We start from the raw sequence: 22,120 nt of genomic DNA on the forward strand, positions 1-22,120 counted from the left end.
GGCCTATGATAGATGATAAGTTAGCTTTGCAACTAATCAGGCAATTACCTATAGGCGCGTGTTTAGTTAGTACGGATTACACTATTCTTCTGTGGAATGATTTTTTTTCTGAACGTTTGCAACTAGTGCCTGAGCAAGCCTTGGGGAAAAACCTACTTGAACTCTTCCCGGAGCAAAGTAAATTCCTGAAAAGAAAACTTGATTCAGTTCTCGTGCTAAAAAATACCAGCTTCAGTTACTGGGAACAACGTCCACATATTTTTCATTTTAAAAGCTCCAGGCCAGTCACAGGGCATGAAGAACTCATGTATCAAAACATGGAGATTTTGCCTATTACAAACACAGCAGGTGATGTGAGTTATCTGTTTATTGCCATTATGGACGCAACGACCACAGCCTCATACTCCCTGGCGTTGAAACAAGCGCTTAGTCAACTTGAAGAGGAACACAAAGCTCAGGCTGAATTAATCAGAAAACTAGAAGAGGCACATAATCAACTGTTGCAGGCAGAAAAAATGGCGTCTATAGGCCAGTTAGCTGCTGGAGTAGCCCACGAAATCAATAATCCTATTGGGTTCATCTCTTCTAACATGGAAACTTTGCAGCATTACTGCGAAAGCCTGATCCAGGCAATCAACTTCGCAGGCTCACTGATCTCACAAAGTAATTCAGCTGAATTATCTAAACAATTTGCAGATTTTGGCAAACAACGTAACCTGAATTTCTTACTGCAGGACATGCCAGAGCTTATCACTGAGTCTTTAGAGGGCACTGGCAGAGTGATGTCGATCGTAAAAAGTTTGCGCGAATTTTCTCATGTCGATAGTTCTGAATGGAAAGAGACGAATCTGATCGATGGTATAGAAAGTACCTTACGAATCATCAACAATGAACTTAAATATAAGGCTGAAGTACATAAAAACTACCAAAAGGATATGCCGCTGGTCTATTGCCAGTCGATGCAGATCAATCAGGTTTTTATGAATATTCTGCTCAACGCAGCACAAGCTATGGAGCAGATGGGCTTTATTTACATAGATATTGCCACTGAAGGGGATTTCGCAAAAGTCAGTATTCGGGACACTGGTCCTGGCATAGAAGTGCAGCATTTAAATAAGATTTTTGACCCATTTTTTACCACGAAAGCCGTCGGAGCAGGCACAGGTCTGGGTCTTTCACTGTCTTACAGCATAGTACAAAAGCATAAAGGTAAAATTAGTGTGCAGAGCCAGATAGGCCAAGGCGCAGAGTTTACTATTTTATTGCCTTTGCACCAGCAGCATGAGGAGCAGCCTGAAGCTGATTCGTCAGTGGAAAATATACTGTAAAACGACTATACAGCCCTAGCTCACTCTCAACGTCAATCCGACCGCTGTGCTCCATCATAATACTGTGACAAAGGGATAAACCAAGTCCGGTGCCAGTGCCTACCGTCTTAGTGGTGAAAAAAGGGTCAAACACTTTGGTGATATGCTCAGCTGCGATCCCCATTCCATTATCCCGAAAAGAGACCCAAGCCTCCTGCCCCGCTATACCAGAGCTTATGATCAATTCACCATGGTCATGCTGAATAGCTTGACTGGCATTGACAATGATATTTAAAAATACCCTACTGATCTGGTTCGATTTACCTGTGACATACAAGGCTGCAGGATACAGATTTTTGTTCAGTAACAACGAATGTTTGATCTCGCCACCGACCATCTTAATGGTCGACTCCAGATTATCATTCAGATTCACTAATTCCACCTGATCAGTATCAGGGTGAGAAAAACGTCTTAAACTTTGGACTATATCCCTCACTCTGATAGCACCCTCAACTGAGTCTGCTATCAAAGTATTGCTATCCTCAAGTAAAAAAGGGATGTTTTCATTCTCACGCAGGGTCTTGATTTCCAACTTAGCTTTTTCTTTTACCTCTTCAGTCTGTTGGTCGTCACAAAGCAATTGATAATTCACCAGTAAATTTTTAAAGATTGTCATGTAGGTTTCAAACATGTGAATGTTGCTTAACAAAAAACCTATAGGGTTGTTTAGTTCATGCGCAACACCGGCAGCCAGCTGCCCCAAAGAGGCCATTTTCTCTGAATGAAGCAAACTTTGCTCTATTCGATGCTGGCGGTCTTTCAGAGCCTGGGAGCTCAGATACAATTTCTTGTTTTCAACACTGGCAATAGTACTGGCGACAAAACTAATGAACTGACTGACAATACGTTCATCAGACGGACCAAAAGCAGAGATAGAATAGGAGCCTAATATCAATAGGAATCGTTGATCTCTGGTCTGGATACTCTGAAATAATGCTGAGTGAACTCCAGGCCACCAATGCAGTGTTGATTCGCCCCAACGAGGTAACAGACCAAGGTTAAAGATGGCCACGACATTTCTCTTCGATAAAATACCGGCTAAACTTTCAGTTCCTAAATTCGCTTGACTTGGCCAGTCCGGCGCATGTTGACTGGCTATCAGCGTAAAATGTTCTGGCTCTAATCTGAGTAACACCGCAGTATCAAATTGCACGCACTCAGCCATGACGCCAAAAAACTTAGCAAAGGTATCCTCCAGCGTATCTGATCCCAGAATAGCATCCAGGCCTTTTTGCAGAAGCTGATTCAATCTTACATGCAGTAGCGCATTATCTCTTTCAAAGGTCAGCTCCAGAACTTTTTCTCTTAGCTTTTCAATGTCAGCCATCTACTTCTCCGAACAAGACGGTAGCGTACATCAGATTCCCATGTCTGTTCGTTTGGTCAACAGCATACCCCTGTTCGCCAAAAGTAAAAGCTATTAAAAAAGGCGCGCCATTCAAAGCTTCAAGTACATTAGTGTGAACCACTGAAATCTGTTCTTTGATACTCAGCAAACAAGCACCACAAAATATAACTATACCTCCGCTTACCTTTTGTTCGGGTAATGAACTTCGGGCACATTCGCACATAGTGCCGGCCCGACTCAGCAGCCGGGGAATTTCACTGGTCATCAGACAAAGCTCTTTACCTTGCTGCACTTCCGCGAATAACTCTATGCTGCCATCAGCATGAAAATTGGTGGGTAAACTGAGCATATACAAAGGAATACCCAATTGCTCTTGTTCGATAATAGACCCCAGAGGGCTGAGAGTTGTCTCTTGCATGTAATTACTATGAATACGCCTGTTTAACCAACTACTATAAACCTCAATAGCTGGTTTTTCGTCTATCTCTTGCAATAAGCGCCCCTGAGCCTTGGTCACTATACCTCTGGATTCTGTTGGAATATAACCTGAGTGAAAAAAGTGGCTAATAGCCACGGATGGGTAAAAGACGGCTATCACAATAGCTTCCTGATAAATCGATTGTCCGTCAAACTGCAACCACTGACCTGAAACATCGTCGTCCGCGCTACTGCCGCCATACACCGGCACTTTTTTACCCAGCATCCGTTCTATTTCTAACAACACCACTTCTTCGGTGCCGGGTGGCTGCATACACCAGACTAACTTTGGCACTTCATAAGGACGTCCTGCTTTGTTTAAGGCCGCTTCCAGCGCAACTCGGGTTGCCTTCGCGATGTCCTGACCTTCTATCACAGCACTGCCACTGCCATAGTGGCCATTCTCATCAGTAATCATCAAAACAGCAAGACTGTCCTGATCTAAAAATACCCCTTGTTCAGTCATCACACCTAAGCAGGAGCTACCGCCCAGCCATTGCTCAGCATAATCAGTCAAAGATAATTCAGGAAGAATTCGGATCCTGCTGTGGTGCCCCATCACTAAACCAAAATCAAACTTTTGCTTACCGAGCTGACTCTCCAGATCTCGCAACATAGCGTCTGGTTCCTTTGCTTTGCTATATGCAGTTTTTATTTCAAACATAGATTAAGACTCCACACTAGCCTTAGCTGATGAGACTAAAAACAGCCACTTTTTCTGTCTTCTTGATTCAATCTGACGCAATTTAGCAATACTAGCGTCAGTCAGAACGTGACCTCGGGGCAAAAGTAAAACTTTGTTTTCATTGTATAAAGGCCGTTCCAGCACCATGCCTTTTTCAAGCTGCTCTATCGTCAGCTCCTTATGCGAAGAAGATACTATTTCTGCACCAAACAACTCGTCTGACGACAAAGTGGACAGTATCTGCAGTAGCACAGGGTCGTACGAGCTGCCTTGTTGCATTTTTAACTGCTGTACCACGTTAGAAAAATCGCTGTCATTATGGGCGCCAAGCTTCTCCAACATTAGCCAAAAGTCTCTGGCTAACGCAATAATGCGAGCTCCCAGAGGTATATCGGTTCCGACCAGATGGTCTGGGCTACCCGAGCCGTTATAACGCTCAAACTGATGGTAAATTGCATCCGACATCAGAGCCAGATGAGTTGCAGGCAATAGCATTAACTGGGCCATAGCTGGATGTGTCAAAAACTGCTGCCGCTCAGAACCGTCCAGTTCATGGAAGGGTTTATTGTAAAGCGCAGTGTCCATTCCAAGTAAGCCAAGCTGGGACAGTAAACCCGCCATAACAATTTGCTGTTTCTCTTTTGGCTCAAGCTGCAAATGTACACATAGCAAATGACAGGTTCTGGCGATGTGCTGAGCAAAATGGCCGTTCAAATTAGGATTAATGCTAATAAAGTTAAACAATAAGTCCAGTAAAGATTGATGCTCTTTCTCTAGCTGCTTCAACACATTTCGTAACTGGCTGGTTCGCTTGGTCACATGTTGCTCAAGCTGAAGATTCATCTCTTTTAATTTACTGTTCTGAATACTCAGTTTGGTTTGCAACTCTCTGTTTTGCTTGACCAACTGGTACTTTTCTACCGAGTCTTTGACCTGTACTATCAGCTCCTCATTACGCCAGGGTTTTTGAATGTAACGCTGGATTTGTCCTCTGTTAATAGCGATGATGGTAGAGCTTATATCGGCATAGCCTGTTAACACCAAACGCTGACTGTCCGGAGCTTTTTGAGCGGCAATTTGCAAAAACTCTTCTCCGGTCATACCAGGCATGCGCATGTCACTGATAATGACCGAAAATTCTTGTTTATCCATCAGAGACAAGGCCTGCTCCCCTCCGGCAGCAGTCACTACCTCTAAGCCGCTACTGGCCAGTAAACGATGTAACGACTTGAGAATACTGATTTCATCATCAACACAAAGTACTGGCGGCGCTGCAGATGAAACGTGACTTAGTGGTTGATCAGAATTCATTGGAACCTCGGCTCGACATAATTCGTCTCTTCTGTCTCTTGTGTCGCATTTAGCTTAAAGTTATGCTAAATTCAGTCTGAGTGCAAGAACAAGGTCAAAAAACCACCATGAAAACTTTGACACCAGGTGAAATAGCCCAGTATTGTGATGTGCATCAACGCACAGTCAGTCGATGGATAGCCTGTGGACAACTAAAGGGCTTCAAACTTCCGGGTAGAGGAAATTATAGAGTAGTATTGGCTGATTTTATTGAATTTTTACAAAAGCAAAGGATCCCCGTGCCGCCAGAATTAAGTGAGGCCACGTCCGTGCTGGTGGTGGATGATGAAGTGGCTTATCAGCACGCTATACAGCGTGTGCTGAAAGCTGCTGGCTACGAGGTTTTACTGGCAGCGGACGGTTTTCAGGCTGGAGTGCTACTGTTAGCAAATAAACCCAGACTAATGACTTTGGATTTACAGATGCCTGGACTCAACGGTTTTGAAATACTTAAATTTATTCGCCAGCATCCAGATCTCTCACATACAAAAATTCTGGTGATTTCAGGTTTGGGTCAAGCTGAACTGGAGCAAGCCAGAATAGCCGGAGCGAACGCAACTTTGGCAAAACCTTTTGATAATGCGTTGTTACTCAGGTCAATAGCACATTTGCTTGATTAAGGAAATAAATCGGAGCTTAGGATGACAAGTACAGTACTGATCGTTGACGACGAAGCCGCGGTGCTTCGGAGCCTGGAGCGTCTATTGGTTCGGGCTGGTTACAAGGTCATTGCCGCTTGTGGCGCTGCTGCAGCACTTGAATTACTCAAGCAGCACCAGATACAGATTATCCTGACAGATTTTCGGATGCCTCTGATGTGTGGTAACGAGCTGCTTAAAGAAGTTAAACAGAGTGAGCCACAGATAGTAGGTTTAATTTTAAGCGGTTATGCCGACTTTAATGCTGTGGTGGAGACATTAAACTCAGGTGTAGCCTACAAATTTCTGCAAAAGCCTTGGACAGACGAATTATTGCTGTCTGAGATCCGGTTGGCAGAAACTGAATATAAACGCAGAACCCAACCCGATTTACACACTCAACTATTGATCAGCAGTCAGGATGCTCTGATGGAGTTGGATGAAAAAGGTGATATCCTGCGGATCAATGCAGCTTTGGCTAAATTGTGGCAACTCAATGCAACAGATGTAAGTCACAGCCAGTTATCAGATTTTTTGCCCAATCTATCAGCAGTGCAACTGCAACAGTTTCTGGCCCAGCCACAAACTACGATACTGTGTTTAGACCGCCAACAACATGAAATTGAGTTAAGCCACAGATCCTCTACAGAAGATACATTACTGCTAAAACTGGAAAGATTGACCCCCTTGCCGCAGTTCAACTCAGATTTGTCTAATTTGAGTAACCTGTTAAACCACCAGCATGTCTGTCAGTTGATAGATTCTCATATCTCAGCTCAACCCGGACTTATAGCCGTTGCAGTGCTTGATATAGGTAACTTTAGTTTAATCAACGACACCATGGGCTATGACCAAACAGATATGCTGATCAACAAAGTAGCATCTCTGTTGTTACAGCAACTGAAAGCTGATCAACACCTGGCTTATTTATCTGGCGACAAATTTGCGCTGATATTTACCAACTGTGCTGATGAAATGGCGTTACAACTTCAGATCACAGAGTGTTTATCTGTTTTTGATCAACCGCTGTTACATGAAGACAGACTCATGCAACTCAATTTCAATCTGGGTTATGCCATAGCCCCAGAGGACAGCACTGTAGCGGAAAAACTGCTGTGGTACGCTAATCTGGCCTGCAGAACCAACAGAAGCAACCAGCATCATTTTTACATGCGGTTTGAACAAGCCATTCTGGACAGCAAACAACAGCAGTTTGAAATCAGTAATGCGCTCTATGGCGAGTTGGAAAATAATGGTTTTAGCCTGAACTTCCAGCCCAAAATATCACTTTGTGACGGCAGAATACGCCAGGCTGAGGTTTTACTGCGCTGGAACCATCCGACACTTGGCAGTATTTCTCCGGCTTTATTTGTGCCAATTGCCGAACGGGATGGACAAATCATTCGTATTGGATTCTGGGTGCTTGAGCAAGCCTTACTCTCTCTTCGTTCTTTTTATCAGCAAGGACTGGAGATTGACTGGTTAAGCGTCAATGTGTCGGGACGTCAATTACAAGATCCGGCGTTTAGCGACCAATTGCAGCACCTGCTCACAAAATACCAGATCAAGCCTGAGCAAATTGAGTTAGAAGTGACAGAGACCTATTTAATGGAAGATTTGCAGCTAAGTAACAAAGTCTTGTCTGAGTTACATCAAACTGGTGTAAGAATTTCAATGGACGACTTTGGAACTGGTTATTCCTCTCTGGCTTACCTGACCAAGTTGCCTATTGATGAAGTTAAACTTGACCGCTCATTGCTTACCGAATTAAGCAGTGATCTCCAGAGTCAGGGAATGGTAAGGAATATCATCCGGATGGCGCATGAGCTTGGCCTTGTGGTTACGGCGGAAGGTATAGAAACATTAGAACAGCAGCAATTACTCCAGATGATGGACTGCGACCTGATTCAGGGCTATTTCTACAGCAAACCTCTGAACATGCAGCACTTTGTAGAAATACTAAAACAGCAACCTTTTGCTGGAGAACACTCCGATGTCAACTAAAGAATTTCTGGTGTTATTGATCGACGATGAAGAATTAATCTTAAGAGCATTAAAACGCACGCTCAGCCGTTTAGTGCCGCACTGGAGAGTGGAAACCTTACAAGATGGACACTTAATGACAGAAGTAGTCTCCAAGGGGCTGCAGCCGGACGTGGTTATCACGGACAGATTAATGCCTGGCCTGAATGGTGAACAGCTGTTATTACAAGCAAAGCAACTTTGCCCTATTGCGCTTCGCTGCATACTTACAGCGGACAACTCTGCGGATTTGCTGCTGCAGGATAGTGCTTTAATTCACTTTTATCTGGCCAAGCCTTTTACCGACGAGCAGTTACTGAAGATTTTTTCCTGTGCAGAACAATTACACAGCTTAGATTTCCCTGCACCAGAGCGTGCTTTTCTCGGTCGGTTGGCGGTGTTGCCAGTGCTACCGCCTTTGTACCAGAAAATACAGAATGTGTTGAATGACACTGAGTTTCAGCTCAAAGATGTGGCTGAACTAATCAGCCACGACCCTGTCGTCAGCAGCAGGCTGCTACAATTAGCCAACTCTGCCTTTCTGGGCTTCTCCCGTTCCACAGTGTCTTTAACTGAAGCCATTAGTCGGCTGGGACTGGATATGACTAAATCTATAGTACTGGCGCTGAAGAGCAGTCTGGCCTACCAGGGCCCTATCAATGTGGAGCAGCATCAACGAATAACAGAGAAAGCTTTTCATCAGGCTTGTATGGCTCGTTATCTGTGCAAGCAAGCTGGGCTTGGTGCCGAAATACAGGATTATGCCTTTTTGGCGTCGTTATTTGACTGTCTGGGCTGGATGGCTGAACACTTACAGCAACCCTCTATGTCAGATGAGGACTCCTGCCACTTCTCCTTGATCTCAGCGTATTTACTGACACTCTGGGGCTTTGAGCGCAGCATAGTGCAAGCCGTAATACTGCCTGAGGATTTGGCAGACTGTACCTCAATCCCTGGCGTGGTGCATTGGTTGGCGCATAAAGTAGTGCATCACAAAAATTACCAACTCACTGAGGTGGATCAACATATAGTCGAATCGCTGCAGCTCGATTCCGCATGGACAGAGCTGCTTACAGGACTAAAAACCAGCTGAGTGGGCGACATGATTGAATAATGGCTCACCAGAGCGTGTATTAGATATCTGTGTGCCTCTGTTGTAAAACAAAAGGGAGCGAATCCTAAACCCGGCCTGTACTGCAGACCTCTGCACCCTGCCCCCTCTGAAGTCATAGCCGGCCTCAGAGGAGCAAGCTCCAGCAGATTTTACTCTTTAGCAGATGCTATCACCTAGCCTTGGTACAAGGTTAAGTTCTGGCAGATCTATGGAGAAATAGTGTGAGAGCCATAGCTCCTTGTGCCGCGTTTTACATAGCACCAGCACAGAATTTGTGCTTTTTGTCCAAGTCTTTCGGTTCACAGACAAGAAGCTTCAGCTTTAACGGTGTGGTTTTTGCTTGAATCCTCCCCTCTCAATTGCTGCTACAAACAAGGCTACAGCTATGAAATGGCGCAAAGAATGACGCTTTTCGAACGAAAAATCCGCTTTCAAGAAATTTAGACAAAATAATCGTATAAACCCGGTGTAATTTTCAAACAAAACCTCTACTATCTAAGTATCATTTTTTTCAAATAATTTTAATGTGCGATGTCAATAGTACCGGACCCCTACAAGAGCATGGTTCAGCCACATAAACTGTTCAGTGTTGCTGCTCTGAGTTTATTTGGCCTCATTGCTAACCTACTGGCTCTTGAGCTGCCACTCACCACACCTCTGTTGTTGGGTAATCTGGCATTTATTGTTATTTTGCAGCGCCATGGCCTCTGGTGGGGTTTGGCGTCGGCCATTCTGGTGTTATTTCCTCTGGATTCGCCCTTGTATTGGCTGTGCTCATTATTGCAACTGCTGACAGTTCTGCTATTCAGTCGTGTTACCCGCAGAAAGTGGCTGTTGCTCCTGTTGTATTTCCTGTGTTGCCTGCTGGTGTTATTCTGGTTTCCTGTGCAAAAACAACCTTTTATCGCAGTGTTGCTAAGTGCTCTGATACTGACAAGTACCTTAATGATACTGCAACATTTCGCCCGACTTTTTATATTTCAATCAGCAAGCCAGCAAACAAAACGACAGCAACCTCTGCAAAAGCAGCTAGGTAGCCGAATCGCAATTATGGCAGCCATTCCCTGGTCATTGATGATTAGCGCGCTACTGCATGGCTCTGTAGTGCTGAATCTGTCAGGTTATGTCAATGAACTTGCAATGCAACAGCAACAGATAGAAAGCCAGTTAAAACAAAAACTCATGTCCTATCAGGCGGAACTAAGACTTGCGTCCAGTTATGCCAGTTTGGTTGGAGATGAACAAAGCTTGCAGCAACTGGTCTACAGTCAACCTGAGTTTATATCGGCACTACGCACAGATGCTGCTGGTATAGTTCGCTCCTTTTTTAAAGAACAGGCAGCACAAGATATAGCAGGACATTCAGTAGCTCACAGAGACTACTTTATCGAACCACAGCGCACAGGCCAGGCTTATATCAGCGACGTATTTCAAGGCCAGAGACTGGGGACAGATCTGCTATTTGCCTTGAGCTTACCTTTATTTCAAGAGCAACAGTTTGCAGGCGTATTGGAACTATCCGTTGCTCTTGAGCGGCTGACCACTGCACTTAAACCCCGTTATCAGGACAATCATCTTCAGGTTATACTGATGGATGGTCAACAGATCAAAATCTGGGGGTATGCCGCGCCACAACTACCAGGGCAAAAAATGGCGCTGGATCATGCGTCTGTGGCCAAATCCAAAGCTTATTTGACCCACAGCCCCTTCCATAGCCCCGGCGAACTGTATTTTAATCAGCAAGGCAATAAAATCAGATTAGAAAGCCAAATAGAAGGCACCAACTGGCCACTGCTGCTTTTATGGGACTACAGCCATCTGGCATTGTTTTATCAGTTGCTGACGTTAGCAGCTTTGTTATTGATGTTGGCTGGTTTTGAGTTGTTGTCCCGCAGTAGCCGGCGTTTTGCCAGCGGTTATACCGGCGCTTTGCAACAACTGATGAATGCTATTGAGAACATGCAACTGCACTCTGTTGAACCCGCTAAACTCGTGTTAAAAAACTCAGCCCTTGAATTTGAACACTTATTGGCAAGTTTTACCTCATTGCAGCAACGCTTACAATCCGGTCATAAAGCCCTGCAGTCTGCTCTGGAAGAAAAAACAAACCTGAGCCAACAATTGGAACAAAGAGTCACAGAACGCACCGCTGAATTATCCATTGAACGCGATAAAGCACAACAACTGGCGTCCACTAAAACCAGATTTTTAGCCAATATGAGTCATGAGTTGCGTACTCCCTTAACTGTTATCCTGGGGTTTATTCAACAAATTATGACCAAGCCTCACGACTCTTTACTGCAAAGTCAGCTACAAACTATTGATAGTCAGAGCAAATTCTTACTACAAATTGTCAACGACATTCTCGATGCCGCCAAAATGGATGAAGGTAAATTACCACTTGAGTTATTGGATTTTGAATTACAGCAACTGCTGAATGAATTACACCAAAGTTTGTTGCCTGCAGCTCAGGCTAAAGCTTTAAATTTCTGCCTGGACATTAAATATCCATTACCGCGCACTTTGCACAGCGACCCGCTAAGACTGAAACAAATTCTGATGAATTTGCTAAGTAATGCACTCAAATTTACGCAGCAAGGTGAAGTGCGGCTATCTGCTACCATAGCGCAAAACCAGTTGCATCTGGTGATCTCTGATACAGGACCAGGGATCAGCTCTGAGATGCAGCAAAAACTCTTTGCCGCTTTTGAGCAGGGTGATCCTGGTGTTAGTCGCCAGTTTGGGGGGACAGGGCTGGGTTTGTACATTTGTAAGCAACTAGCTGATTTATTGGGCTATCAACTCACTTTACACAGTACTCTGGAGCAAGGCACCCAATTTACTTTAGCCATTCCTTTGACAGTTCACACTGAGCTTTTACTAAAGGCGCCACTACAAAGCACCAGAAACAGTATGCAAGCTCAGCAACAACTTCCTACCTTTGTTGGTAAAGTGTTGATCGTCGATGATGTTCCAGATTTGCGTCTGCTGTTCAGTACTTTGCTCAAAAGCACTGGATTGGAGATACAAACAGCGCTCAATGGATTAGATGCGATTCAAAAAGTAACTTTAGAGACTTTTGATTTAATTTTGATGGATATGCACATGCCTGTCATGGATGGCTTAACTGCAACTTTAGAATTGCGAAGGCTTGGTTATCAAATCCCCATTATCGCACTCACTGCGGATGTTCAGGCTGAACAAAAGCGGCTTTGCCTGCAGGCGGGCTGCCAAACTGTATTGACTAAACCTGTACAAGCAGAACATTTGTACAGCAAAATAGCTGAATTTCTGCCTGTCAAACAATCAGAGAAGGCAGAAACTGCTATTCAGCAACAGTTAGATGAGTTGACAGCGATGTATCGTGAAAGCCTGCCGTCGGTAGCACTAGACCTGGAAAAACTCATGCAAGTAAAGGACCCTGTCCCTACTGCTGCACTATTGCACAGGATCAAAGGCACTTCAGCCTGCTTTGGTTTCAATCGTATCAGTAGTCTGGCCGCAGCAGCTGAACGAGCTCTGGCAGAAAACAACTGGCCTTTAGAGCAACTAAAGGAATTGCTTATCGCCATACAACAAGAAAATCCTTAAAGCCGCACATCGCCCTGGCGCTGTACTTTTAGCTCCACAGCTTTGGCTAACAATTCTGCTTTGCCGCAAATTAAACTAAATAATTTTGCGGCTCTGGTAATGCCGGTGTAAATCAGTTCACGCGTCAATACAGGACTAAACTGATCCGGTAAAACCAGGACCGCATGACGGAATTCTGAGCCCTGAGATTTATGTACCGTAATAGCATAAGCCGTTTCGACTTGCTGCAAACGGCTGGGTAAAACCCAGCGCACCGCTTTGCTGCTGTCCTCAGAAGCAAAAGCCACAGCCAGTATCCATTTGCCCTGATAAGGCCGAGCTAAACAAATACCGACATCACCATTCATTAAGCCAAGCGCATAATCGTTTTGCATCACCATTACAGGCCGCCCGGCATACCAAAGACTGCCCTGCCTGGCACTGTGTTGGCTGCTATAGTGAATAAGTCCAGCCTGATGCAAAATTCTCTCTACTGTCAGATTCAGCTGCTCCACCCCCAAAGGTCCTTGTCTCACAGCACAAAGCAACTGAAAAGCTGAAAAATCCGTGAGCACCTGCTGCGCCCAATGATCAATCTGCAAATCTGTAGCATCTAAAGCAGGGGGTTGTGCTGCAATCTGCAGATAAAAACTAAAACCCGCAGCATCTGGTCGTTGCTTTTGCACCTGTCCGGTCAACACCAATTGCTTGAGCTGCGGAAATTCTGCTGCCGCCAGATACTGCAGATCGGCATACTCAGCCCGGCAAATAGCAGCTACTTCCGTACTTTGACCGCTATTGACCGCAGTCGCCAGTTTGGCGATGCCGCTCTGTGGGTCAAATCTGTGGCTAACTCTGAGCATACCAATTTGCTGCTCCAGCGCTTTGCCTTGTTGGCTGATTAAATGCACTGGAATCGCCGCAGAGGACAACTGTTCAAGCCAAGCCGCAGTTGCGGGCCAATACTGCCCTTGCTCAGCCCACTGACACAGCTCTGCCATTAAAGCGCCCGCTTCAACCGACGCCAGCTGGTCTTTATCGCCCAATAAAATCAGCCGCGCATGAGCTGGTAAGGCCGACAATAAAGCCGCCATCAGCTCGACATCCAGCATAGAGGCTTCATCCACTACTAATAGATCGAGCGCCAAAGGCTCCAGTGCATTTTGTTTAAACTGTCGGCTTTGCGCTCTGGCCCCCAACAACTTGTGCAAGGTCGACACATCGGTCGGCACCTGGCTTTTGATCTCAGCCGAAGCTGGCAGCTTATCTAAGGTGTTACGAATCGAGCTGCGAAGCCGCACTGCCGCTTTGCCCGTAGGAGCAGCCAGTTGAATGGTCAGAGGCGCAGCACCTTGCTGTTGCTGCAATTGCTGCAATACCAACAGCAACTTGACGACTGTGGTGGTTTTGCCAGTACCGGGGCCCCCAGTGATCACACTAAAACTACTGCTGGCAGCTATGGCGCAGGATAAACGTTGCCAGTCAGGTTCAACTTGTGTTGCTGCAGTGGCAGGAAATAACGGCTCCAGCAACTGATTCAGCAGAGCCGGATTGATAGCCTGACGCAGCTGCTGACTGCGCTCGCTGCTTTGCTGTAAATACTGGGCTATCTGCTGCTGATAACTATAATAACGCCGCATATACAAGGCATTATTGGCATAAACAAAAGGCTGATTATCATCCCGCTCCAGCTGAAACAAAGCCGGATACAACGCCATCAAAGCCTGCCAGTCTTGTTCGGACTGCTGCGGCATACGTTTAACTGATAAACACAAATGACCGGCAGAAAGCGCAAAGCTGCATTGGCCGATCAATAGCGCAAGCGCAGCGGGTAGCTGCTGTTGCTCGCGGAAAAAAGTCACCAGAGCTTTATCCAAAGCCCGCCAGTCCTTGCCCTGCATCTGCAGTTCAAGTTGTTTCTCAGCCCATTCAATATCAGACATCAGCCAGCTCCTTCGTGATCAGCTGACCTTGCAGCAACGCATCCAGTTTATTCACTAAGTCCAGCGGAATATCCACCGCCAGCACACCTTTATTTACTGCATTTCCACCACGCAGGAACCAATACAAAGCGCCGCCTAAGTGTTCCTGTGGCTTATAGTCCGCCAAACGACTTTGTAATAAACGATGAATGGCCACAGCGTATAAAGCCGCCTGCACATCGTAGCGGTGCGCCAGCATTTGCTGAATTAAGGCGGTGCTGTCGTACTGGCCATCGGCGATAAAATTCGATTTGTAATCCAGCACCCAGTATCTGCCATCCTGCTCCAGCGTTAAGTCGATAAAGCCCTTCAGCATCCCCTGCAACTGAGTGGTACGAAGCGCTGGTCGTGGCCATTCTGGCCATAAATACTGCTGCACTAAAGCATCCAGCTGCGCACTGCTGCAGTGCTGAACTGCTAACCAGAATTCAAGTTCAGCGCGGTAACTGCCTTCGTTAAGTGTGCTTAAGCTGCTGTTGTGATTCGGCCAGAGCTGGGTTTTTATCAGCTCCTCGAGCCACTGCTGCACTGGCAGTAAAGCGCTGGCTAAATCTGCAGTTTCGGGGTAAGGCGCTTGTTGCTCAGCCCAATAGCGGATTTGCCATCTGTCGTCAGGTAATTGCTGCAATAAGCCGTATTTCTGCATCAAGGGCGTTAAGCCCTGTTGCCATAAGTGTGGCTGCTGCGCTAATTCGTCAAAACCCTGTGCCGCGCCCCACTCCAACATATCATGTAAAAAAGTACCGGCCTGACTGCCCCGGACAAAACCCTGAGCCAATGTGATAACCTGCGGTTCTGTTGGCTCAGCAGCATCCTGCAATTGCTCTGGCGCAAGCTCTTGCTGTAATTCCTGAAACAGCTCAGCCGCTTTGCTGTCCTGCTGATGTTGCTCCAGCAAAGCACTGTAACTGGCTATCCACCAGAGCTCTTTCACAGAACGGGTCATCTGAGCATAAGGCAATAGCTCACTCGTCTGGTCCAACATCAGCACTTGCGTACGCTGCTCTGATAAGTTTTCGGCAAGGCCAATATCAGGCTGTGCAACCAGAGGCGCTAACTGTTCCTGCAAAGCCACAGACGATACCAGCGCATCATCTGAGAGCACATAGCCTATGGCGCTTTGCTCTTTCACTGGCATCAAGCCCACCCAGCAATAATGCCGGGCGCGAGTTAAGGCCACATACAACTTACGCATATCTTCGGCCAAACGTTCCCGCTCTGCTTGTTGGGCTTGCTGCTCGTTGGCTTGCAGCACCACCATCAGCTCACCGTCCTGATGGTAACTGACAGGGCCTTTGTCGGCATCGACAGCTCGGGCTAAGGCGATAAAAGGCAAAAACACCAGCGGGTATTCCAGACCTTTGGATTTGTGAATAGTGACAATTTTAATCAGGGCTTCGTCGCTTTCTAACCGCAGTTTTTGCTGCTCAGCCGCTAAATCACCTTGCCCCGCCAAATGCTCGGCCAGATAACGAATAAGCGCAGCCGGGCCTTCCAGCTCCATCGAACGTTGCTGTAACAGCTCCGCCAAATGCAGAATATCGGTCAGTAATCGCTCGCCTGATGGCTGCTGCTGTAAAAACTCGGCCACAGCAAAATCACGCATCAGCTGCCATAACATCACCAGCACACCTTGCTGTTGCCAGAGTTGCTGATAGCTGACAAAACGCGCCAGTTGTTGCTCCCATAGCAGTTCGTCCTGCAGCAGCTGTTCAAGCTCGGAATAACTTAACGACAAGCTCCAGCTCGAGAGCGCAGAGCGCACCAAAGCTTCGCGTTGTGGCTCAGCGCAAGCGCGTAGCCAGAGCAATAAATCGAGGGCTACCGGGCTTTCAAATACAGCGCCTTTGTCGGATAAATACACCGAAGCCAGCGCCCGCTCTGCCAGAGCTTTTTTAATGGCATTGGCTTCCTGCTGGTTATTCACCAACACTGCTATATCGCTGGTTTTAAGGGGCGTGAATGTGTCATCCTGCACAAAGCCAGCGCTACCCGTTAAAAACACTGCAATTTGCTCAGCACAAGCCTGCGCCATTTCAGCTAAACAGGCAGCTTTACTAAAAGGCTTGCCATCGGGGGATTCTTTAATACAAAACTGCACCGCTGTGACAGGCTGTTGCTCTGCAACAAAAGTTTCTTTCCGCCCTTGCGCTTCTACCGGGTAAAAACTTAATAAATCTGGTCGGCCTAATACAAAAGCGCCTAAAGCGCGCTGTTCTGCGTAGCTAAATAAACGATTGACCGCGCTGACCATTGCGTGGGTTGAACGGAAGTTTTTCGGCAGCTGAAAATGCCTGCCTGCTGTGGCTTGTTTGGCGGCTAAATAACTATAAATATCAGCGCCACGGAAGGCGTAAATGGCTTGTTTGGGGTCGCCTATCAACAAAATGCCGCAATCTGTTCTGTTTTCATTAAGCTGATACACAGCATCAAACAGCTGATACTGCACAGGGTCTGTGTCCTGGAATTCATCGATGAGTGCCAGCGGGAATTTACGCCGTAATCGCTCGGCCAATAAGCCAGCTTCATCTTTTTGTAACGCCTGCTGCAAGCGGCTTAACAGCTCATCAAAACCCAGTTCAGAGCGTTCTAATTGCAGCTGATGGAAACGCCGCGCAAACCAAAAGGCAGCATGCAGCACTAAATCCTGCTGAGGATCCGGCAAAGCCGCCAGTGCATCAGCCAGTTTTGCCATAGCCTCAAAAGCCGGATGATGCGGCACCGGGCCTTTAAAGGCCTCAGCTAAACCTTCTGGCGTTAAGCGGCTTTGGCCTGTTTTTAAATCCGGGTCGACCATCTCAGGGTCGGTGATCCAAGCCACTAATTTTGCCAGCCAGCTGTCGAGATAACGCGCCTGCAATTTACGGCCATCCACCTCTTTACGCTCAATAGCGCCATGCAGCAAAATCCGGATCTCACTGATCCAGTTATTCCAGGGCGCTTTAAGCTCTGCCAGTTTTTGCTTACGCTGCGCTTTGACTTCAGGCAGTAACACAGCTGGTATCGCAGGTTCGGTAAACAACGACAGGTGGCTTATCAGCGGTAGAATTTTTCTGCGTAAAGTGTCAGGGTTTTGCAGCTGTTGCCAGACGGTTGCTATATGCTCTTCCGGCAGCGGATAATAAAAATTACGCCAGTAATCGCGCATCACATCCAGTTGCAACTGCTCAACGTCTGTCACCAGATTTTGCTCAAACAAATAGCCGCTGGAGAGGGCAAATTCGGCCAGTACTTTATTACACCAACCGTGAATAGTCGAAATGGCCGCTTCATCCAGATACTGCACCGCCAGCTCTAACTGATAAGCACAATGCGGCCATTGCTCTGGGGTAAATTCGCGGCGCAGACTTTGTAAAAAGGGATCCGCCTGATCTTTATTTAAAGCGTCTGTCTGTTCTCTGAAATAACGGGCGGCGTCTGCTAAACGCTGGCCTATACGTTCGGTCAGCTCCTGAGTTGCAGCTTCGGTAAAAGTCACCACCAGGATATCAGGTGGCAATAAGGCTTTACTGGTGCCATGGCCCAACACCAAACGTAAATACAAAGCCGCTATGGTAAAGGTTTTGCCTGTACCAGCACTGGCTTCAATCAGCTGACTGCCGGATAACGGAAAAGACAGTAAATCCAGATTGGCTATAGCTGGTGTTATAGAGGTATTCATGCCGACACCTCGCTGTAACTGATAGCCAATAATGGTCCGTATAAAGCTCTGGCGTTATCTGCGAATTTGCCTTCTTGCCAAAGCGCATCAAACTGGGCAAAAGCGCGTTGCAAATAAGGGCTACGTTGCAGAGCTCCTGCGTTGAAGTTATCGCCCAGATATAAAGGTTCCAACTTCGTCAGCAGTTTGTCATCCAAAGCCGAGCCTTTTTCCAGCTGTTTCACAAGTTCGATACCAACATTAAATTCCAGCGCCAAAGGTGCCGATAACCCTTGTTGCATCAGCTGTAAAATCTGGGTCAGTTGCCGTTCTGCCTGTTGTTTTTCAATAGGTTGCAGCACCAGTTGACCAACTCGAGACAGCACATAAAGCGTAAGCGGCACACCGCTGGCAGAGCATAAAAGCAGTTTCAGATAAGGCGCAACTAAATGGCGCCAGTTGATGCTGCGGTCTTTAATCAGGGCAACAGGCAACAGTTCGGCATAAGCCAAAGCTGCGTTGTTCGCACTTCGCCTAAAACCTGTTAACTGCTCAGCCAACTCGCCGTGCTGACAAACAAAACGCAGCGGATAAAAACCTGTGTCCGCTATTGGAAAAGCGGTTAAAAAACCCAGATAGCCTGAGGCCAGCTCGTCAAGCCCAGCCAGCAATTCCTGCTGCATTAAGGCAGAGCCAGAACCCACAGCCAAACGGCCTTGCAAACGGAATAGCTCCAGCTGCTGCTCCGCCTGTTGTTGCCACTGCCCATTTTGTTCGACACCGCGCTTGAGCTCAGCCACCAACTGCTGCTGCATTTGCCAGCGCTCCAGCGGATCCAAAGCAAAGACTTCATCGTTAATACTGGCCAGTTCAGGCAATTCCAGCCGTACTTTTAAGCGTTCATTAAAAAAGAACCGCACCGGCTCACGCATAAAATCGCTGGCTTGTTTTAAGGTCCAGTGCAAATCGTCAAGCTCTGCAAGCGCCTCGCCCTGCTCTGCAATACCAGCTTTTTGATGCAAGCTGGCCCATTCCTGCTGATAGCTGACAAGACCAGATCCTGCTTCCCGGTAACGACGGCTAAAAGGCTGCAGAGGGTGTTCACAGGTGATTTGCTCTAAAAGTTCAGAACCATCCTGCATAGCCCAGCCTGTAGACAAATGATCACGCAGCTGACTCACCAGCACTGAAGGCGCGCGAGCGCTATTATCAAAGACGCTAAAACCTACCCAGCTGATATAAAACTGCTGGCGAGCTGATAACAAAGCTTCGAGTAATAAATAACGATCATCGTCACGGCGCGACCTGTCGCCACTGCGATAATCCAGCGCCATTAAATCAAAGTCCTGTCGCTGCTGCACCCTGGGATAAGCGCCATCGTTCATGCCTAATAAACAAATAACCGCAAAAGGAATAGAGCGCATCGGCAGCAAGGTGGCAAAATTAACGCGACCACTAAAAAACTTTTGCTGCAAACCGCCAGCCTGCATAGGCTCTAACAAAGCCTGACGGGCAATTTGTAAACTTAATTCTTCTTCAAGTTCAGCGCCAGTGGTGTTATCAAGCCAGCTTTGCAACTGAGCCTGTAATTGTTGCACGAGCTGCTGGCTTTCCAACTCGTCGGGGGCAAAAAAGTCCTGCAGCAGCTGAGTAAAAAGCAAATGCCAGTCGGCCGGGCTGCGTTTTACGCTAAGTTGCTGCCATAGCTCGTCGATTTTTTGCAGCAGCACCAGCACAGGGCCAAGTTCGGCCGCTTCTAAACCTGCCACATCGGCATAAGGCGCTATGCCTTGCCATGGCGCTGTATCGCCCGCCACATAGCCAAGTAGCATACGGCGAATACCAAACAGCCAGCTGTTTTGCTCAAAACTATGCTGTAACCCCAGTTGCTGACGATGCTTTTGATCCAACCCCCAGCGAATACCAGCCCCTTCAATCCACTGTTTAATCTTGGGTAAAGCGGCAGCTTTTAAGCCAAACCTTTGCTGCAAGGCGCTGATATCCAGCATATCGAACACTGTACTGGCATTTAAGCGCTGTTGCTCTGGGCTTAACAGCACTTCTAACGCCTGCAGCAAAGGCTGCTGCTTTTTGCTGTTTTGATCGGAAATACTGTAAGGGATATAGCGCAAATCGCCCATCGGCACTTTGCCAAACACAGCTTCAATCAGAGGCGCATATAAATTAATGTCCGGCACCATCACCATCACATCTTTAGCGCCAAGCGCCGGGTTATCAGTAAAGAGCCTCAGCAGGTGATCATGCAGAATTTCCACTTCGCGAAGTGGGCTATGGGCTTTTTGAAAGCTGATGCTGCGCGCCGCTTCAGCTGTTAAAGCGGGCCATTGGCTTTGGGTTTCAGTGATGGATCGCAGCTGCAAAATATCGTCCTGCAACTGACCTAATAGATGGTTAGTGTTGGGGCTTTCAAATAAATCGACTTTTTGATGGGCAAACAGCTCTTTATGGGCGGCAGTTTCGTCAAACTGATCCAGCAAGCGAATATAATCCCGCCCTTGCTTGCCCCAGGCCGCCAGCAAAGGCTGTGCCTGGCCTGATAACTGCTCTGCACTGGCAAAAGGTAAAAAACCGGCCTTTTGTGGCTGGCGTTTTTGCGCAGCTTTAACTTTGTCTTTTTCGGCAATAATATCAGCCCAATACAACTGACAAGGGTTCAGCACAGCCAGTAAAATCTGACAATAAGGTGCGAGTGCCGACAACACCTCCAGCATTTGTTGCGGCAAAGACGAGATACCAAAAATAATGACGCGACGTGGTAAATTCTTTGGCGCTTTTTTCCAGCTTTTTACTTGCTGTAAAAAAGCCTGATGCAAGGAAAACCGGCTTTGTTGCTGCTGTTCTGCGGGCAGCTCAGCTAAAATCGCCTGCCAGAGTTTGGCTTGCCACAGCTGATCATCCGGCATTGCTTTCGCGTCACCTTCCATTTGCGCTAAGCGATACAACCCCTTGGCCCAATCGGCCAGCCAATCAGCACGGTACACCTGATACTGGTCAAATAAATCCGCCAGTTTTAATGCCAGCTGTGAGCGTTTTTGCTGATCGTTATCGTCACTGATAAAACGGCGCAGCAGCTCAAATTCATCTTGTGTGACTAAAGCAGGCAATAAACGGAAAATACGCCAGCGTAAACTGTCTTTACTAAAGACTGATAAATCAGGCAGTTGCTGCTCTGGCAGCGCCAACTGATACATGCTCCAGATAAAGCGGCCCGGCAACTGCACCTGCATAGCAGCGGCTATGCCTAAACCACGCTCATAGGGATCGGCCTCATCCGGTGACGCAGCAAAGGCTAATTTCAGCCACTGCGCTATACCGTTGCTTTGCACCAGCACCTGCTCCAGCTCTAAGGGCGAGAGCGGATAACGCTGACAAAACTGCACCAGAAGCGAGCGCAGCTGCTCCAGCTGATTGGAATGGATCACTAAAAAACCAGGCTCAAGTGCCAATGCGACAGTACTCCGTTAGTATTTATACCCAAGTGACCTCAAGATGCGAGTTTCAGAGCCGCTGGGCGCTTGCAATGCAAGGCAGCCTGGCGAAGCAATGTCGACTACCTTGTGAGACAGGCTAACACCGCAGTGCAATCGCCCAGCGACTCCCTTCGGGCGGGGCTAAAAGCGCTTTATGCCGCGTTAACTGTTGTCGCTTTAGAACCACTAAAGCTTCCAACAGCGGCCTTGCCTAAAGCGCTTTTATCTCCCGCTGAATTCTGCATCTTGAAGTTACTTGGGTATATTAGTTTGCTGTTTTAGCTATAAAAGCGATTGTGCCACAGAGGGTTAGCTTCGACTATCGGGTTTTTCTCGAATTTAGTGGCTTGGATAGATTTAGGGCTGAATATTAAAAAGGTAGCACTTGATGCTAGCTTTTAGCCATGCAAACCAGGGGCTCTAAAACACGCTTTTT

Annotated in this window: 11 protein-coding genes; 5 read left to right on the forward strand and 6 right to left on the reverse strand. The window is 47.0% G+C overall.

Going from position 1 to position 22,120, the window contains the following annotated elements:
- The first annotated feature begins 5 nt into the window (after positions 1 to 5).
- Positions 6 to 1,328: a sensor histidine kinase gene (locus tag EMM73_RS00450; protein WP_127684489.1), complete on the forward strand. Its 1,323-nt coding sequence runs from the start codon at positions 6 to 8 to the stop codon at positions 1,326 to 1,328.
- Here the strand turns inward: EMM73_RS00450 and EMM73_RS00455 are convergent.
- Genes EMM73_RS00455 through EMM73_RS00465 form a run of 3 tightly spaced genes read right to left on the reverse strand, consistent with a single transcriptional unit; the run spans position 1,255 to position 5,188 of the window.
- Positions 1,255 to 2,694, reverse strand: coding sequence for a sensor histidine kinase (locus tag EMM73_RS00455; protein ID WP_127684490.1), 1,440 nt, complete (start codon positions 2,692 to 2,694; stop codon positions 1,255 to 1,257). The two genes, EMM73_RS00450 and EMM73_RS00455, sit on opposite strands and share 74 nt — an antisense overlap.
- The gene (locus EMM73_RS00460) at positions 2,687 to 3,856 is read right to left on the reverse strand and encodes an FIST signal transduction protein (RefSeq protein WP_127684491.1); all 1,170 of its coding nucleotides are present in this window, start codon (positions 3,854 to 3,856) and stop codon (positions 2,687 to 2,689) included. The genes EMM73_RS00455 and EMM73_RS00460 overlap by 8 nt, the downstream gene beginning before the upstream one ends.
- A 3-nt stretch (positions 3,857 to 3,859) precedes the next feature.
- Positions 3,860 to 5,188 (reverse strand): HD domain-containing phosphohydrolase, encoded by a 1,329-nt coding sequence (locus tag EMM73_RS00465; RefSeq protein WP_127684492.1) that lies wholly within the window; start codon positions 5,186 to 5,188, stop codon positions 3,860 to 3,862.
- A 107-nt stretch (positions 5,189 to 5,295) separates the two neighbouring features.
- Here EMM73_RS00465 and EMM73_RS00470 point away from each other — a divergent pair, with 107 nt between their 5' ends.
- The 4 genes from EMM73_RS00470 to EMM73_RS00485 all read left to right on the forward strand — a co-directional run bounded on the left by EMM73_RS00470 (position 5,296) and on the right by EMM73_RS00485 (position 12,592).
- Positions 5,296 to 5,847: a response regulator gene (locus EMM73_RS00470; RefSeq protein WP_127684493.1), complete on the forward strand. Its 552-nt coding sequence runs from the start codon at positions 5,296 to 5,298 to the stop codon at positions 5,845 to 5,847.
- A 21-nt stretch (positions 5,848 to 5,868) separates the two neighbouring features.
- On the forward strand, positions 5,869 to 7,869 hold the full coding sequence (locus tag EMM73_RS00475) for a GGDEF/EAL domain-containing response regulator (RefSeq protein WP_127684494.1): 2,001 nt from the start codon (positions 5,869 to 5,871) through the stop codon (positions 7,867 to 7,869).
- Positions 7,859 to 8,980 (forward strand): HDOD domain-containing protein, encoded by a 1,122-nt coding sequence (locus tag EMM73_RS00480; protein WP_127684495.1) that lies wholly within the window; start codon positions 7,859 to 7,861, stop codon positions 8,978 to 8,980. Before EMM73_RS00475 ends, EMM73_RS00480 begins: the two co-directional genes overlap by 11 nt.
- 582 nt (positions 8,981 to 9,562) lie before the next feature.
- On the forward strand, positions 9,563 to 12,592 hold the full coding sequence (locus EMM73_RS00485; RefSeq protein WP_186435078.1) for an ATP-binding protein: 3,030 nt from the start codon (positions 9,563 to 9,565) through the stop codon (positions 12,590 to 12,592).
- Here EMM73_RS00485 and recD read toward each other — a convergent pair.
- Genes recD through recC form a run of 3 tightly spaced genes read right to left on the reverse strand, consistent with a single transcriptional unit; the run spans position 12,589 to position 21,660 of the window.
- Positions 12,589 to 14,514, reverse strand: a complete 1,926-nt coding sequence (recD, locus tag EMM73_RS00490) for an exodeoxyribonuclease V subunit alpha (protein WP_127684497.1) — start codon at positions 14,512 to 14,514, stop codon at positions 12,589 to 12,591. The genes EMM73_RS00485 and recD overlap by 4 nt on opposite strands.
- A complete protein-coding gene (gene recB, locus EMM73_RS00495) occupies positions 14,507 to 18,214 on the reverse strand; it encodes an exodeoxyribonuclease V subunit beta (RefSeq protein ID WP_127684498.1) in 3,708 nt (1,235 codons plus the stop codon). Before recB ends, recD begins: the two co-directional genes overlap by 8 nt.
- The gene (recC, locus tag EMM73_RS00500) at positions 18,211 to 21,660 is read right to left on the reverse strand and encodes an exodeoxyribonuclease V subunit gamma (RefSeq protein WP_127684499.1); all 3,450 of its coding nucleotides are present in this window, start codon (positions 21,658 to 21,660) and stop codon (positions 18,211 to 18,213) included. Before recC ends, recB begins: the two co-directional genes overlap by 4 nt.
- Between the last annotated feature and the right edge of the window lie 460 nt (positions 21,661 to 22,120).

It is taken from the genome of Rheinheimera sediminis (genome assembly GCF_004005375.1).
Lineage (GTDB): Bacteria > Pseudomonadota > Gammaproteobacteria > Enterobacterales > Alteromonadaceae > Pararheinheimera.